Source organism: Streptomyces nogalater, from assembly GCF_039532885.1.
GTDB classification, from domain to species: domain Bacteria; phylum Actinomycetota; class Actinomycetes; order Streptomycetales; family Streptomycetaceae; genus Streptomyces; species Streptomyces nogalater.
Genome location: NZ_BAAASM010000018.1, coordinates 1 through 15,154, shown reverse-complemented (window position 1 = coordinate 15,154; position 15,154 = coordinate 1). Strand labels below are relative to the sequence as shown.

Here is a 15,154-nt window from a genome sequence, read left to right as displayed (position 1 = left end):
GCTTCCTTCCGCCCCCTTCCCGCGCCGGCCGCCCCCCCACCGCCGGTCACCGTCCGCGCCCCCTCCGGAGACAATGGACCCCGTGTATTACCGGCTGCTCGGCACCACCCAGGCGATCCGCCCCGACGGTACGGCCGTCCCGGTCGGCGGGGCGCGGCTGCGTGCCCTGCTCAGCGTGCTCGCCCTGCGGGCCGGCCGGACCGTGCCCGCGACCGTGCTCGTGGACGAGGTGTGGGGCGCCGACCCGCCCGCCGACGCCACCGGCGCCCTCCAGGCGCTCGTCGGCCGGCTCCGCCGCGCCCTCGGCGCGGAGGCCGTCGCCTCCGCCGACGGCGGCTACCGGCTCGCCGCCGCCCCCGACGACGTCGACCTCACCCGCTTCGACCGGCTCACCGGCGACGGCCTGGCCGCCCTCGCCGACGGCGACCCGGCCAAGGCCGCCGCCGTCCTGGACGAGGCCCTCGCCCTGTGGCACGGGCCCGCCCTGCCGGACCTGCCCGACCGCGCCGCCGACGCGGCCCGCTGGGAGACCCGCCGGCTCGACGCCCGGCGCGCCCGGCACGCCGCCGCCCTCGCCCTCGGCCGGGCCGAGCAGGCGCTGCCCGAGCTGACCGCGCTGTGCGACGACCACCCGCTGGACGAGCCGCTCCAGGCCCTGCGGCTGCGCGCCCTGCGCGACACCGGCCGCCCCGCCCAGGCCCTGGCCGCCTACGAGGACGTGCGCCGGCTGCTCGCCGACCGCCTCGGCTCCGACCCCGGACCGGAGCTGCGCGCCCTGCACGGCGAACTGCTGCGCGCGGAACCCGAGCCCGCCGCGCCCGCCGCCGCTCCGGGCAACCTGCCCGCCCGGCTCACCTCCTTCGTCGGCCGCGAAGCCGACCTGGAGGCCATCGCCGCCGACCTCGCCGGGGCCCGCCTGGTCACCCTGCTCGGGCCGGGCGGCGCGGGGAAGACCCGGCTGTCCCAGGAGGCCGCCGAGACGGTACGGCACCGCGTCCGGGACGGGGTGTGGCTCGCCGAACTGGCCCCCGTGGACGACCCGGACGCCGTGCCCCAGGCCGTGCTCACCGCCATCGGCGCCCGGGACACCGTGCTGCACGGCGCCGGCGTGGACGGCATGCGCGCGGTCACCGACCGGCACGACGACCCCCTCGAACGGCTTGTGGAGCACTGCGCCCGGCGCCGGATGCTGCTCGTCCTCGACAACTGCGAGCACGTCGTGGACGCCGCCGCCCGGCTCGCCGAGTGCCTGCTGGCCCGCTGCCCGGAGCTGACCGTCCTCGCCACCAGCCGGGAACCCCTCGGCGTACCGGGGGAGCTGGTGCGGCCCGTGGAGCCGCTGCCCGAGCCGGTCGCGCTGCGGCTGCTCGCCGAGCGCGGCGCGGCGGCCCGCCCCGGCTTCCGGGTGGCCGACGACCCCGAGGCGTGCGCCGAGATCTGCCGCCGCCTGGACGGCCTGCCGCTCGCCATCGAGCTGGCCGCCGCCCGGCTGCGCATGCTGACGCCCCGGCAGATAGCCGACCGGCTGGACGACCGGTTCCGGCTGCTCACCTCCGGCAGCCGCACCGTGCTGCCCCGCCAGCAGACCCTCAGGGCCGTCGTGGACTGGTCCTGGGACCTGCTGGACGCCGCCGAACGGGACGTGCTGGCCCGGCTGTCGGTCTTCGCCGGCGGCTGCGATCTGGCCGCCGCCGAGGCCGTGTGCGGCCCGGCCGCGCTGGACGCGCTCGGCTCCCTGGTCGACAAGTCCTTGGTGGTGGCCGCGCCCGCGGCCGGCGGCATGCGCTACCGGCTGCTGGAGACCGTCGCCGAGTACGCCGCCGAACGGCTCGCCGAGACCGGGCGGCGCACCGAGACCGAGCGCGCCCACCTGACGTACTACCGCGAACTCGCCCGCACCACCGAGCCGTTGCTGCGCGGCCCCGAACAGCTCGCCGCCATCGGCCGGTTCCAGCTGGAGTACGAGAACCTGCGCACCGCCTTCAGGCACGCCCTCGCCCTCGGCGACGAGCAGGAGGGGCTGTGCCTGGTCCACTCCCTGCTGTGGTTCTGGCAGATGCGCGACCAGCGCGTGGAGACCCGTAACTGGTGCCGGGAGGTCATGGCGCTCGGCCCCGACCCGTTCGCCGAACCGGCGAGCCCGGCCGCACCCGTCTGGCAGCGCTGCACCGACACCCCGCCCCCGTACACCGGCGAGGCCCTCGTGGAGGCCCGGCGCGGCGTCCACCTGGCCCATCTGGCCTGCATGGACACCGAGATGGACGCCTGGCAGACGCCCGCGGCGCAGGCCCGGCTGCGCACCATCGCCCAGGTCTACGAACCCGGCCTGCCGCAGACCTGCCGGGTGCCGGGCCTGCTGTGGTTCTTCGCCGTGCTGCTGACCGGCGGCGCCGACCGGTTGCACACCATCGTGGACGCCTGCGTGCGGACCTGCCGGGAGACCCCGGGCTTCGAGTGGGAGCTGGCCGGAGTGCTGCACCTGCGCGCCAACTTCCTGTCCAACCGGGCCGCGTGGACGGGCGACGCCACCCGGAGCGCCGACGAGTCGCTGGCGATCTACCGCCGTCTCGGCGACGTCTGGGGCGCCACCGAGGCCCTGGCCGCCCGCGGCGAGGCCAACGAACGCGGGGCCGCCTACGACAGGGCGGCGGCCGACTTCCGGGCCGCCATCGAGCACGCCGAACGTCTCGGCGCCCGCGCCCAGACGGCCGTGCTGCGCGCCCGGCTCGGCGGCGTCCTGCTGGAGTCGGGCGAGAGCGAGCGCGGCGAGCGGATGCTCCGGGACGTCATCGCCGACCAGGACGGCGCGCCGAACGAGGCGACGACGATGGCCCGGCTGCACCTGGCCTCCTGGCTCGGCCTGACCGACCGCACCGCCGAGGCGCGCGAGCAGCTGCGGGTGATGCGCGCCGAACTCCCCGTCGCCCGCTTCGTCATCTTCGACTCCCTGCTGACGTGCCAGGAGGCCCTGCTGGACGCCCTGGACCGGCGGACCGGGACGGCCATCACCCTGGCCCGCAAGGCGCTGCGGCTCAGCGCCGAGCCGCTGTCCCAGGCCCTCACCCCGCATCTGCACTCCGTCTGCCTCGCCGCCGCCGCGATGGCTCTCGCCGACGCCGACGGCGGCGAACGGGCCGCCGACGCCGCCCGCTGTCTCGGCGCCGCCCAGGCGCTGCTGCCGGCCGGCCACGTGGTGGCCGGCGTGGAACTGCGCATCCGCGACCTGACCGAGGCCCGGATCCGGGACCGGCTGGACGAGCGGTCGTACGAGGCCGCGTACGCCGAGGGCGGTGGCCTCTCCCTCGCGGAGGCCACCGCCCTGGTCTGACCGGTGCGGAACGTCAGCTCTTGGTGCGGAACTTGTGGATCGCGACCGGGGCCATCACCACGGTCAGCCCCACCGACCAGGCGACCGTCACCCACAGGGGGCGCGCCACCGGGCCGCCCTCCATCAGCCCGCGCGCGCAGTCGGCCAGCGCGGAGAGCGGGTTGTAGTCGGTGAACGCCTGGAGCCAGCCCGGCATCGACTGGGTCGGCGCGAAGATCGAGGAGCCGAACTGGAGCGGCATCAGCACCAGGAATCCCATCGCCTGTACCGACTGCGCGTTCTTCATCACCACGCCGAGGGTCAGGAACACCCACATCAGCGCGGACCCGAACAGCGCGGACAGCGCCACGGAGCCCAGCAGACCGCTCCAGCTGCCGACGTCGTAGCCCACGAGCAGGGCGACCACCAGCAGCACCGCCGTCGCGAACAGCATCCGCATCAGCTCGACCGCGATCTTCGCGAAGAGCACCGAGCCGCGGCCGATGGGCAGCGAGCGGAAGCGGTCCATGACACCGGAGTTGAAGTCCTGGTTGAAGCCGGTGCCCACGCCCTGGGCCATGTTCATGCCCATCATGGCGAGCAGTCCGGGCACCACGTACTGCACGTACTGCTCCTGGCCGCCGCCCAGCGACTTGCCGATGGAGCCGCCGAAGACGTACACGAACAGCAGGGTGAAGACGACCGGGAACAGGACGGCGTCGAACATCGACTCCGGGTCCTGGCGGATCCACAGCAGATTGCGGCGGATCAGCGCGCCGGTGTGCCGCAGATGGGCCCGCAGCGGGATCGGCGTGTCCGCCTTGACGGCGGCCGGGGACAGGGTGGCGGTGCTCATACGGCGACCTCCTGGCGGGCGGGCGCGGCGTCCTGCGAGGCACTGGCACGGTGGCCGGTGAGGGACAGGAACACCTCGTCCAGGCTGGGCAGTTCGGTGGTGATGGAGGACAGGGTGATGCCTCGCGCGGTGACCGCGCCGACCACGGCGGTCAGCTGCTCGTCGCTCAGGATCGGCACCAGCAGCGCCCCGGTCTCGGTGTCCACGGTGGTGGACGCGAGTCCGGTGATGCCCAGCTCGTCCAGCATGCCGGCGAGCGGGCGCAGCTGGAGCGGGTCGGCCGGCCGCACCCGCAGGGTGCGCCCGCCGACGCGGGCCTTCAGCTCCTCGATGCCGCCCTTGGCGATGACCCGGCCCCGGTCCACCACGGTCAGCTCGGAGGCGAGCTGCTCGGCCTCCTCCATGTACTGGGTGGTGAGCAGCACGGTGACGCCGTCGCCGACCATCGCCTTGACCTCGTCCCACACCTCGTTGCGGGTGCGCGGGTCGAGGCCGGTGGTCGGCTCGTCCAGGTACAGCACGGCCGGCCGGCCGATCATCGAGGCGGCCAGGTCCAGCCGGCGCCGCATGCCGCCGGAGTAGGTGCCGGCCGGGCGCCGGGCGGCCTCGGTCAGCGAGAACCGCTCCAGCAGCTCGTCGGCGCGGGCCCGGGCCTCCTTGCGGGACAGGTCCAGCAGCCGGCCGATCAGGTACAGGTTCTCCCAGCCCGGGAGCTTCTCGTCCACCGACGCGTACTGGCCGGTGAGACCGATGACCCGGCGCAGCTGCCGGGGCTGGCGTACCACGTCGTAGCCGGCCACGGTGGCCTGCCCGGAGTCCGGGGTGATCAGGGTGGACAGGATGCGTACGAGGGTGGTCTTGCCGGCGCCGTTCGGCCCGAGCACACCCATCACGGTGCCCTCGCGCACGTCCAGGTCGACACCGTCCAGCGCCTTGGTCTCGCCGTAGTGCTTGACCAGCCCCCGTACGGTCACGGCGGAGCGTCCGCCGGCGGGGTTGTCGTCGATGCGTGTCATGGGGAAGACAGTGCCAGGGTCCGCCGACAAACCGCCGACAGAGCGCCGACACCGGGTGCCGTCGCCCGTCGGCGGCCTGTCGGCGCGGGCGGGGCGCTACGACACCTGCCGGATGTCGGCGCCGACGAGCTGCCCGCCGGCCACGGTGTAGGTGCCCCGGAACACCTGCACACTGCCGTCGGTCTGGGTGGCCCGGATCTCCGCGGCGACCTGCCCGCCGCCGTTGTCGGAGACGGAGACGTCGATGCGGGCGGTGGAGGAGAACCCCGCCACCCAGTCGGAGTAGGAGCCGCCGAAGAGCCGGCTGCCGCCCATGGACCAGGCGGCCTGGAAGTTCCCGGCGTTGAGGTGGTCGTAGTACGTGGTGACGACCGTGCTCGCGTCCTGGGTCTCCTGCGAGGGCTCCGGCGTCGGGGTGTCCTCGTCGTCGTAGCCGCCGCTGTCGTCGTAGTCGGGTGTGGCCGCCGGTGTGGTGTACCCGCCGTCGGCGGGGGACGGCAGGGAAGTCCAGCCGTCGTAGGACCCGCCGGGCGACGCGGTGACGGCGGACCAGCCGCCCGCCGACGGGGTGTCGGAGCGGCCCGCGACGGCCACCCCGAGCGTCACCCCGCCGGCCGCCAGCACCGCCAGCAGGGCCCAGGGCAGCCAGCCCGGCAGCCGGGTGGCGCCGATGCGCACATACCCGCCCCCGGGCTGTCGCGGCGCGGCGAACGGCGCCCCGCAGTCCGGGCAGTCCGGGCGCGCGGCGTCCTCGACGCGCGCGCCGCAGTGGACACAGAAGTGCATGACCCCCCGCTCCCGTCTACAGTCCGCGGACGGCTTCCTCGATGGTCACCGCCAGCGACGCCAGCCCGGCGAACCCGGGCACGGCCTCCACCAGCGCCCTGGCGACCCGGCGCAGCTTGCCGGTGCGGGGCTCCGGCGCGGCCAGCTCCTCGCGCGCGTCCTCGGCGAACTCCGCCAGGTCCTCCCGTTCCGGGTGGTCCGAGCGGCGCAGCTCCTCGACGAACCGGGCCAGCAGGTCGCTGATCTCCTGCGGGGTCGGCGGACGGCCCCCGGCCCGCTCCGGCTCCTCCTCCGTGACCCGGAAGTCGACGCGGGCGTTGCTGCCGCTCGCCACCACCGTATTCCTGACCTGCGCGTTCCCCGTGGCGATGACGCCGTCGTTGCTGCGTTGGTGCATGCCGGTCCCCGTTCATCCGTTCGCGTATGCGGTGGTTGTCAGTCGGTGTTGGGCCGCGGGATCTTCTTCAGGATGGCCGAGATGCGGGACTTGTCGCCCGAGGCGACCGCGCTCGACTCGACCCTGGCCCCCGCGGTGGCGATGATGCCGTTGTTGATGATGGTTTCCTGACGCTTGATCAGGTCACCGGCGTCGATGTCGTGTTCCAGGGCGAACTCCACCAGGGCGTCCAGGATCCGCCGTTCGACGGTCTTGAGGACCATGCCGGAGTCGACCTTCTGGAAGTAGCGCTGGTGGTCCGTGGCGGAGGCGAGCTGCCGCACGCTCTTGCGCGCCCCGTAGTCGAACATCCCGAGCCGGGTGATCTGCCGGTGCTGCTTCTTCAGCCGCTTGCGCAGCCCGAAGTCCGGGAAGAAGCCGGTGACCGCGCGCCCCGGCGAGGCGATCATCACGAACGGCGTGCTGGCGAGGGTCTGCAGCGCCATCGAGAGGAACTCGCGCGGCGAGGGGGCCGGCATCAGGGAGTCGATGGTCCGGTAGCGGTCCAGCAGCGGGCACAGCACGGTGGGCAGGGCCTCCACGAACAGGTTGGAGTCCGAGCGCACCAGCCGCAGGAACACCGAGGTCACCAGCTCCCCGCCCCAGCCCGAGGAGTGCGCGACCAGATAGGCGCGGGCGGTCTCCTCCGGGTGCCGCTTCAGCGCGTCCACCCGGTCGGCGCCGATCTGTGCCACCGGACGGCCGAGCGGGTCCGGCAGGAAGCGGGTGTCGCCCAGCAGCGCCGAGCCCTCCACGAACACCCGCTCCTCCAGCTCCAGGCAGGGCAGCGACAGCTCGCCGATCCGGCGGGCGATATGGGCGTACAGGTCCGCGACGTCGAAGTCCCGCGGCCGCACGCCCTCCCGCTCGGAGGCGGTCACGTCGAAGGTCAGCGACCAGGAGTCGAGTTCCTGGCCGTATCCGGTGAACGGCGAGAAGCCGCTGTAGACGGTGAGGTTGCCGCGCGCGTACTCGTCGATCTGGCGCAGCCGCCGGGCGGCGGACTCGTTGGGCGGCGGGGGTGCCTGCGCCGGGTCGAACCGGTCGGGCCGCAGCCGCTGGAGGCGCTCGCCGTACTGGGTGGACAGGGCGAACACCAGCGTGGTCAGCCAGCCGAACAGGAGCATGAGGAACACGGCCAGACCGCTGTGGATCACCAGCAGCCCGAGGACCAGCACCAGGAACTCGGCGGCCAGCAGCAGGTCCCTGGCGTGCCGGCGCGCGTTGGCCTCGTAGGCGTAGCGCAGCACCACGGGTACGTCGCAGCCCGGGGCCGGTGCCACGCCGAGGTGGGGTTCGGCGGCGACGTCCCTGATCAGGGAGTCGGCGTACTGCCGGTCCAGGAAGACGGCCGCGCACATGTACCGGGTCAGGTCCCGGCCGCCGGTCCAGCGGGGCACGGCGAGTCCGGCTGCCGGGCGGTCCGCGTCCGCGCTCCCGGCGACGGCCAGGGTGGCCCCGCACGCGCCGCAGAAGGCCGCCCCCGGCACGGTGGCGGTGGAACAGTCGGCGCAGACGGCCGGCGACTGGCTCATTGTCTCTCCCCCGAGTGTGAGACGGCCCACACTGTCAAGTGCACCACTCGGCCAGGACCGGGGGAGCCCCCGCGGTGATTTCGACGCCACTCTGTTACAACTCCCGTAGCCCACGGGGAAGTTGAGGCCAAAGCTTTGCGGTGCCGGCCGCTCCGCCGGACAAGGGGGCGGCCCGCCGACGGGGGAAGATCGGCGGGCCGTCCGGTGGTGCCGGGGTGGACTAGTGGACGGAGTGCTCCTCCGCCGGGAACGCGCCGCCGACGACGTCCTCGGCGAACGCCTTCGCCGCGCCGGTCATCACCGCGCGCAGATCCGCGTACTGCTTGACGAACTTCGGCACCCGGCCGGAGGTCAGACCGAGCATGTCGGTCCACACCAGCACCTGCGCGTCCGTCTGCGGCCCGGCGCCGATGCCGACCGTCGGGATGTGCAGCACCCGCGTGACCTCGGCCGCCAGCTCGGCCGGCACCAGCTCCAGCACCACCGCGAACGCGCCCGCGTCCTGCACGGCCTTCGCGTCCCGCAGCATCTGCTGGGCCGCCTCCTCGCCGCGGCCCTGCACGCGGTAGCCCATCGCGTTCACGGACTGCGGGGTCAGCCCGATGTGTGCCATGACCGGGATGCCGGACTCCACCAGCAGCCGGATCTGCTCGTGCGAGCGCTCGCCGCCCTCCAGCTTGACCGCGCCGACCCCGGCCTCCTTCACCAGCCGGGTCGCCGAGCGCAGCGCCTGCACAGGGCCCTCCTGGTACGAGCCGAAGGGGAGGTCGCCGACGATGAGGGCGCGCCGCGTGCCGCGTACCACGGCGGCCGACAGCATGGTCATCTCGTCGAGGGTGACGGGCACGGTGGTGTCGTACCCGAGGTGGCAGTTGCCCGCCGAGTCGCCGACCAGGATCACCGGGATCCCGGCCTCGTCGAAGACGGACGCGGTCATCGCGTCGTAGGCGGTGAGCATGGGCCACTTCTCGCCCCGCTCCTTGGCGAGGGCGATGTCGCGGACGGTGATGCGGCGGGTGCCCTTCCCCCCGTACAGCGCTTTGCTGCCGTCGGAGGGATTGGTCTGGGCAGCCGAAAGCTGCGTCATGGCAACGGCTCCTTACGTCATCTCGAGGCGCCCTGACGGCGTCCCCGGATCGTCTCCATGGTGGCACCTCGTGCCAGTGGGGGCCAGAGGGGGTCCCCGTGATCCCTTGAGCCGCGGCCCGCGCCCCCTTCGCCCCCGTTCGCGCCGCTCCGGCCGCGTGGGCGCGTAAGACCTTGGTAAAAACGTTTAAATACGAGACCGTTCCGTATCGAAAAGATCGTAGGCTCGGACGCATGACAAGTCCCGTCCCCGCCTCCCGAATACCGGAAGCCGTGCACCGGCGCCGCTGGGCCATCCTCGGCGTGCTGATGCTCGCCCTGCTCATCGTCGTCCTCGACAACTCGATCCTGAACGTCGCCATCAAGACCATCGCGACCCCGGCGCCGACCGGTCTCGGCGCCACCCAGAGCGAGATCGAGTGGGCGATCAACTCCTACACCCTCGTCTTCGCCGGCCTGCTGTTCACCGCCGGACTCGTCGGCGACCGGCTCGGCCGCAAGAAGGTGCTGCTCGCCGGCACCCTGGTGTTCGGCATCGGCTCCGCGCTCGCCGCCGAGTCCGGCTCGCCGAACCAGCTGATCGCCTACCGCGCGGTGATGGCCGTCGGCGCCGCCTTCGTGATGCCCGCCACCCTGGCCGTCCTGATGAACGTCTTCGAGCGGCACGAGCAGCCCAAGGCCATCGGCATCTGGGCCGGCGGCGTCGGCCTGGCCATCGCCATCGGCCCGATCACCGGCGGCGCGCTGCTCGACCACTTCTGGTGGGGCTCGGTCTTCCTGATCAACGTGCCCATCGTGATCATCGCGCTGATCCTGATGGCCTGGCTGGTGCCCGACTCCCGCGACCCCCGGCCCGGCCGCCTCGACCCCATCGGCGTGGTCCTGTCCGTCGTCGGCCTCGTCCTGCTGGTCTACGGCATCATCAAGGGCGGCGAGCTGGCCGACTTCACCGACCCCACGGTGCTCGCGACCACCATCGGCGGCGTCGTCGTCCTGGCCGCCTTCGTCGTCTTCGAGAAGCGCACCAAGCACCCCTCGCTGGATGTCACCTACTTCAAGAACAAGGTCTTCTCGGCCGCCATGAGCGCCATCGCGCTGGTCTTCTTCGCGCTGATGGGCGTCACGTTCTTCGGCGTCTTCTACACCCAGAGCGTGCGCGGCTACTCGGCGCTGGAGTCCGGCCTGCTGATGCTGCCGCTCGCCGTCGCCCAGCTGCTCTTCGCGCCGCGCGCCCGGCTGGTGGTCGACCGGTTCGGCAACCGGGCCACCACCACCGGCGGCCTGCTGCTGATCGCCGCGACGCTGGCCGCGTTCGCCGGCTTCGAGGCGGACACCCCGATCTGGCTGCTGGAGGTCGTCTTCTTCCTCATGGGCACCGGCATGGCGCACATCATGACCCCGACCTCGGTCGTGATCATGCAGGCGCTGCCCCGGGAGAAGGCCGGCTCCGCCTCCGCGCTGAGCAACACCTTCCGCCAGGTCGGCGGCGCCCTCGGCATCGCCGTGCTCGGCTCGGTCCTCGCCACCTCCTACCGCAACGGCATCGAGGGCAAGCTCGGCGCGCTGCCGCCGAACCTGCGCGACACCGCCGCCGAGTCCATCGAGGCCACCCTGGCTGTCGCCGAGAAGCTCGGCCCGCGCGGCGAGGCCCTGGTCACCCCGGCCAACGACGCGTTCCTGCACGCCATGCACGTCACCGCCCTGTGCGGCACGGGCGTGGCACTGGTCGGCGCCGTGGTGACGGCCCTGTTCCTGCCGGGCAGGACGCCCGCCGCGCCCCAGGGCGAGAAGGAGCAGGAACTGGTCGCCGCGATGGACTGAGGTCCGGGCGCGGTACGAAGGGTACGAAGGGTACGAAGGGGGAACCGACCGGGTACGGCACCACGGCGGACGCCGGGGCCGGGCGCGGTTCAACGGGGGAAGGAGGCCGCTGCGGGACAATCACCCGCAGCACACCGAGAGGACGGTACGACGTGAGCCTTGCCGGCAGCCGGCCGCGGCCGGACGCACCAGCGCGGGGCCGCCCGCGCAGCGAAGCCGCGGAGCGCGCCATCCTGGAAGGAGTGATGAAGCTCCTGGAGGAGGGCGTGCCCCTCGCGGAGCTGTCCATCGAGCGGATCGCCCGCACCGCCGGGGTCGGCAAGGCCACCATCTACCGCCGCTGGAGCGGCAAGGAGGAACTGTTCATCGAGGTGGTCCGCGCGGCGGAGCCACCCGAGCCGGAACTCCCCGGCACCTCCATGCGCGACGATCTCCTCGTGCTGCTGGAGAACCTGCGCCAGCGCGGACTGGCCAGCCGCTCCTCGGTCCTGCTGCACAACGTGCACGTCCAGATGAAGACCAACCCGAGGATCTGGGCCGCGTACCACGAGAACGTCATAGAGCCCCGGCGCCGGCTCGTCCTGGACGTGCTGCGCCGCGGGCAGCTCAACGGCGAACTGCGCGCGGACATCGACGTGGACCTGGCGAACGACCTGTTCGTCGGGCCGATCCTGGTCCGCTCCGTCATGCGTCCCGAAGCCGACCTGCCGGAGGACCTGGCGCGCCGGATCGTCGACTCGGTCCTGGCCGGCCTACGACCCGTCAGCTCCACAGCCTCGTAGCACTCGTGTGCGCGTTTCGTCACAGACCCCGCCCGTCCGGGGCGCGACCGGAACTCCCGCCACCGCATCGCACGTCCCGTCTTCCGTACGGCCGTCATGGGACGGCGGAACGGAGCCGATCATCCCCTAGGGTCGGGAGCTACGGGGGATGAACGGTGTGCACGGCAGGCAGTGAGGCAGACGGTATGGCGCAGCAGGCGTACATGACGGAGACGGCGGACGGCGGCTCGGGGCCCGAGCGACCGGGGGCCCGGCTCCGACGCCTGGCGCGCCGGCTGCTCAACGGCTGGCGGGGCGATCCGCGTATCTGGCGCCGCGGCGCCGTCCTGACCGCGCTGGCCCTGCTGCTCGCCCTGGTGATGCTGGTGCACGCCCACATCCCCAACGCGGTGGGCAACCTCGGCAGTCTCACCGAGACCTTCCTGCCCTGGCTGGGCCTGGCCATCCCGGTGCTGCTGGTGCTCGGCGTGGTGCGCAAGTCGGCGATCGCGCTCATCGCCGTACTGCTGCCGGCGATCGTGTGGCTGAATCTTTTCGGCGGGCTGCTGACCGACAAGGCGGGCGGCGGCGGCGATCTCATGGTGGCCACCCACAACGTCAACGCCGACAACCCCGACCCGGCCGCCACCGCCACCGACGTGGCCGCCTCCGGCGCCGACGTGCTGGCCCTGGAGGAGCTGCCCGCCTCCGCCGTCCCCGTCTATGAGAAGGCGCTGGCGCCGACGTACCGGCACCACGCGGTGGTCGGCACGGTCGGGCTGTGGAGCAAGTACCCGATGACCGAGGTGCGCGCCGTCGACATCAAGCTGGGCTGGAAGCGGGCGATGCGCGCCACCGTGGCGACCCCCGAGGGCCCGGTGGCGGTCTACGTCGCCCACCTGCCCTCCGTCCGGGTGAAGATCGAGGCCGGGTTCACCGCGCGACAGCGGGACAAGAGCGCCGACGCGCTCGGCGAGGCCATCGCCGACGAACCGCTGCGCCGGGTGGTGCTGCTGGGCGACCTCAACGGCACCATGAACGACCGCTCGCTCAACGCCGTCACCTCCCAACTGCGCTCCACGCAGGGCGCGGCGGGCAGCGGCTTCGGCTTCAGCTGGCCGGCGTCGTTCCCGATGGCGCGCATCGACCAGATCATGGTCCGGGGCGCGGAGCCGGAGAGCAGCTGGACGCTGCCGCGCACCGACAGCGACCACTTGCCGGTGGCGGCCCGTGTGAAGCTGGACACAGGCTCGTAACCTGCTGGAATACCGACCCTGAGAGCGTTTGTTCGGCACGGGAACATACTGCGAAACTTTCCGTCCCCCCGACTCCGCTCTGAAAGGTCCCTCATGCCCCTGGCCCTGCTCGCCCTAGCCGTGGGCGCCTTCGGCATCGGTACGACCGAGTTCGTGATGATGGGCCTGCTGCCCGACGTCGCGGACGACCTGCACATCTCGATCCCCGCCGCCGGGCACCTGGTCTCGGCGTACGCGCTGGGCGTCGTCATCGGCGCCCCGCTGCTGGCCGCGCTCACGGCCCGCATGTCCCGCCGTACGGTGCTGATCGCGCTGATGGCCCTGTTCGTGGCGGGCAACGCGCTGTCGGCGTTCGCCCCCGGCAACGCGTCCCTGCTGGCCGCCCGCTTCCTCAGCGGACTGCCGCACGGCGCCTTCTTCGGCGTGGGCGCGGTCGTCGCCACGGCGATGGTCCCGCCGGAGCGCAAGGCCCGCTCGGTGTCCCTGATGTTCCTCGGCCTGACCGTCGCCAACATCGCGGGCGTCCCCGCCGCCACGCTCATGGGCCAGCACCTCGGCTGGCGGGCGACGTTCCTCGCGGTGAGCGCGATCGGCCTGGCCGCGATAGCGTCCCTGGCCCTCCTGATCCCCCGCGACCACGCCCCCGCCCCCACGGCGGGCCTGCGCGGCGAACTGGCGGCCCTGCGTTCCCTTCCCGTCTGGCTGGCCCTCGGCACGACGGTGGCGGGCTTCGGCGCGCTGTTCGCGGCGTACAGCTACGTCACCCCGATGCTGACGGACACGGCGGGATACGCGGAGACGAGCGTGACCCTGCTGCTGGCCCTGTTCGGCGTGGGCGCGACGGCGGGCAACCTGCTCGGCGGCCGCCTGGCGGACCACTCCCTGCGGGCCACCCTGTTCGGCGGCCTCACGTCCCTGACGCTGGTCCTGCTCCTGTTCCCCCTGCTCATGCGGGCGGAGTGGAGCGCGGCACTGGCGGTGACCCTGCTGGGCATGGCGGCGTTCGTCACCGGCTCCCCGCTCCAGCTGATGGTCATGGAGAAGGCGTCGGCGGCCCCCTCCCTGGCGTCCTCGGCCAACCAGGCGGCGTTCAACCTGGCCAACGCGGGCGGCGCGTGGCTCGGCGGCCTGGCCCTGTCGGCGGGCTTCGGTACGACGTCCCCCGCGCCGGCCGGTGCGCTGCTGGCGGCGCTGGGGCTGGGCGTGGCCGGCGTGGCGTACGGCGTGGACCGCCGCCGGTCCGTGACGCACGGAGGGCGAGTGGTGGCCGCGCACGTGCCGTCGACCGTGGAGACGACCGGGGCGCGCAAGGGCTCGTGACCGACTGCGGGCTGCACCAGGCGTTCGCGCAGACCGCATCCGCCTCCTCTCCCTCCTCCTGCTACTCAAATTTGATTAGGTTGGGGGCATGGGTGAAAAGACCGTTCCGATCCTGCCGTGCCGCACCATCCAGCCCGTTCTCGACTTCTACGGAGCCCTCGGGTTCGAGGTGACCTTCCAGCAGAAGAGCCCCAATCCGTACGCGGTCGTGGCACGCGGCGGCATCCAGCTCCACTTCTTCGGGATGAAGGGGTACGAACCGGCCGAGTCGTACAGCACGTGCTACATCGAAACCGATGACGTCGACGGGCTGCACGAGGACTTCCGCACCAGCCTCAAGGCGGCGTACGGCAGAGTCCCGACCCGCGGGCTGCCGCGCATGGGGGCGCTGAAGGACACGTCACACGGCGTACGGCAGTTCCTCGTGACCGATCCGGGCGGCAACTGCTTACGGATCGGGCAGCGGACGAGCCGGGAGCATCACCACCGGCCTGCGCCCCAGCAGACCTTTCTCCGCGCTCTGCATCATGCCGCCCTCCTCGCGGACTCGCGGGACGACCCGGAGGGCGCGGCGAAGGTCATCGACCGGGTGTTGCGCATCGAGGACGAGCGACCCACTTCCGTGGAGTTGTTCCGTCTCCTCGTGCTGCGCGCGGATGTCGCCGGGCGCCTCGGCGACGAGGAGACCGCGGCGTCCGCGCAGGTGAGGGCCGCCGCTGTTCCCTTGACCGCTCAGGAGCGGGAGTCGGTGCGCGACGACCTGCAGCGTCTCGGGGAGCTGTGTGGCTGACCTGGGCCGGTGGGGGTTGGTCTGTGTCCCCTGGGGACGAAGTGACCGTTGGGCCGCTCGCTTCTTGGTCAGTGTCGGGCTTCCGCGGTCCGCGTCAAGGGCGCTGCGCGTCGGCTGCGCCGATGGGCCTGCGGCCCACCCTTGACCCGGCCCGCTCCAGCCCGGGTCAGAAGCGAGCGAGCGG

12 protein-coding genes are annotated in these 15,154 nt (G+C 72.9%); 6 read left to right on the top strand and 6 right to left on the bottom strand.

The window, feature by feature from the left end:
* Positions 1-73: 73 nt before the first annotated feature.
* A complete protein-coding gene (locus ABD350_RS14855) occupies positions 74-3,328 on the top strand; it encodes an AfsR/SARP family transcriptional regulator (protein ID WP_344348522.1) in 3,255 nt (1,084 codons plus the stop codon).
* Positions 3,329-3,341: 13 nt separating this feature from the next.
* On the opposite strand, the gene ABD350_RS14850 is transcribed toward ABD350_RS14855, so the two are convergent.
* The 6 genes from ABD350_RS14850 to panB all read right to left on the bottom strand — a co-directional run bounded on the left by ABD350_RS14850 (position 3,342) and on the right by panB (position 9,023).
* Complete coding sequence (locus tag ABD350_RS14850; RefSeq protein ID WP_344348521.1) at positions 3,342-4,163, bottom strand: ABC transporter permease; 822 nt, start codon at positions 4,161-4,163, stop codon at positions 3,342-3,344.
* Positions 4,160-5,179 carry an ATP-binding cassette domain-containing protein gene (locus tag ABD350_RS14845; protein ID WP_344348520.1) on the bottom strand — a complete coding sequence of 340 codons (1,020 nt, stop codon included), beginning with the start codon at positions 5,177-5,179 and terminating at the stop codon, positions 4,160-4,162. The genes ABD350_RS14850 and ABD350_RS14845 overlap by 4 nt, the downstream gene beginning before the upstream one ends.
* 96 nt (positions 5,180-5,275) lie before the next feature.
* Positions 5,276-5,965, bottom strand: coding sequence for a hypothetical protein (locus tag ABD350_RS14840; protein ID WP_344348519.1), 690 nt, complete (start codon positions 5,963-5,965; stop codon positions 5,276-5,278).
* A 16-nt stretch (positions 5,966-5,981) separates the two neighbouring features.
* Complete coding sequence (locus ABD350_RS14835) at positions 5,982-6,362, bottom strand: hypothetical protein (protein ID WP_344348518.1); 381 nt, start codon at positions 6,360-6,362, stop codon at positions 5,982-5,984.
* 38 nt (positions 6,363-6,400) lie between these two features.
* The gene (locus ABD350_RS14830; RefSeq protein ID WP_344348517.1) at positions 6,401-7,936 is read right to left on the bottom strand and encodes a zinc ribbon domain-containing protein; all 1,536 of its coding nucleotides are present in this window, start codon (positions 7,934-7,936) and stop codon (positions 6,401-6,403) included.
* Between the two features lie 220 nt (positions 7,937-8,156).
* Entirely contained in the window at positions 8,157-9,023 is an 867-nt protein-coding gene (gene panB / locus ABD350_RS14825; protein ID WP_344348516.1) for a 3-methyl-2-oxobutanoate hydroxymethyltransferase, read from the bottom strand.
* A 233-nt stretch (positions 9,024-9,256) separates the two neighbouring features.
* On the opposite strand from panB, the gene ABD350_RS14820 reads away from it, so the two are divergent.
* The 5 genes from ABD350_RS14820 to ABD350_RS14800 all read left to right on the top strand — a co-directional run bounded on the left by ABD350_RS14820 (position 9,257) and on the right by ABD350_RS14800 (position 14,970).
* Complete coding sequence (locus ABD350_RS14820) at positions 9,257-10,843, top strand: MFS transporter (protein ID WP_344348515.1); 1,587 nt, start codon at positions 9,257-9,259, stop codon at positions 10,841-10,843.
* Positions 10,844-10,995: 152 nt separating this feature from the next.
* Positions 10,996-11,625, top strand: coding sequence for a TetR/AcrR family transcriptional regulator (locus ABD350_RS14815; RefSeq protein ID WP_344348514.1), 630 nt, complete (start codon positions 10,996-10,998; stop codon positions 11,623-11,625).
* Positions 11,626-11,810: 185 nt separating this feature from the next.
* Positions 11,811-12,860 (top strand): endonuclease/exonuclease/phosphatase family protein, encoded by a 1,050-nt coding sequence (locus ABD350_RS14810; protein ID WP_344348513.1) that lies wholly within the window; start codon positions 11,811-11,813, stop codon positions 12,858-12,860.
* A 93-nt stretch (positions 12,861-12,953) separates the two neighbouring features.
* Positions 12,954-14,180, top strand: a complete 1,227-nt coding sequence (locus ABD350_RS14805; RefSeq protein WP_344348512.1) for an MFS transporter — start codon at positions 12,954-12,956, stop codon at positions 14,178-14,180.
* Between the two features lie 88 nt (positions 14,181-14,268).
* The gene (locus tag ABD350_RS14800; protein WP_344348511.1) at positions 14,269-14,970 is read left to right on the top strand and encodes a bleomycin resistance protein; all 702 of its coding nucleotides are present in this window, start codon (positions 14,269-14,271) and stop codon (positions 14,968-14,970) included.
* Positions 14,971-15,154: the final 184 nt, after the last annotated feature.

What these genes read in the sequence shown, in the direction of transcription:
- ABD350_RS14855 (WP_344348522.1), top strand. Translation starts at nt 74, where the DNA reads ATGGACCCCGTGTATTACCGGCTGCTCGGCACCACCCAGGCGATCCGC.
- ABD350_RS14850 (WP_344348521.1), bottom strand. Translation starts at nt 4,163, where the DNA reads ATGAGCACCGCCACCCTGTCCCCGGCCGCCGTCAAGGCGGACACGCCG.
- ABD350_RS14845 (WP_344348520.1), bottom strand. Translation starts at nt 5,179, where the DNA reads ATGACACGCATCGACGACAACCCCGCCGGCGGACGCTCCGCCGTGACC.
- ABD350_RS14840 (WP_344348519.1), bottom strand. Translation starts at nt 5,965, where the DNA reads ATGCACTTCTGTGTCCACTGCGGCGCGCGCGTCGAGGACGCCGCGCGC.
- ABD350_RS14835 (WP_344348518.1), bottom strand. Translation starts at nt 6,362, where the DNA reads ATGCACCAACGCAGCAACGACGGCGTCATCGCCACGGGGAACGCGCAG.
- ABD350_RS14830 (WP_344348517.1), bottom strand. Translation starts at nt 7,936, where the DNA reads ATGAGCCAGTCGCCGGCCGTCTGCGCCGACTGTTCCACCGCCACCGTG.
- panB (WP_344348516.1), bottom strand. Translation starts at nt 9,023, where the DNA reads ATGACGCAGCTTTCGGCTGCCCAGACCAATCCCTCCGACGGCAGCAAA.
- ABD350_RS14820 (WP_344348515.1), top strand. Translation starts at nt 9,257, where the DNA reads ATGACAAGTCCCGTCCCCGCCTCCCGAATACCGGAAGCCGTGCACCGG.
- ABD350_RS14810 (WP_344348513.1), top strand. Translation starts at nt 11,811, where the DNA reads ATGGCGCAGCAGGCGTACATGACGGAGACGGCGGACGGCGGCTCGGGG.
- ABD350_RS14805 (WP_344348512.1), top strand. Translation starts at nt 12,954, where the DNA reads ATGCCCCTGGCCCTGCTCGCCCTAGCCGTGGGCGCCTTCGGCATCGGT.
- ABD350_RS14800 (WP_344348511.1), top strand. Translation starts at nt 14,269, where the DNA reads ATGGGTGAAAAGACCGTTCCGATCCTGCCGTGCCGCACCATCCAGCCC.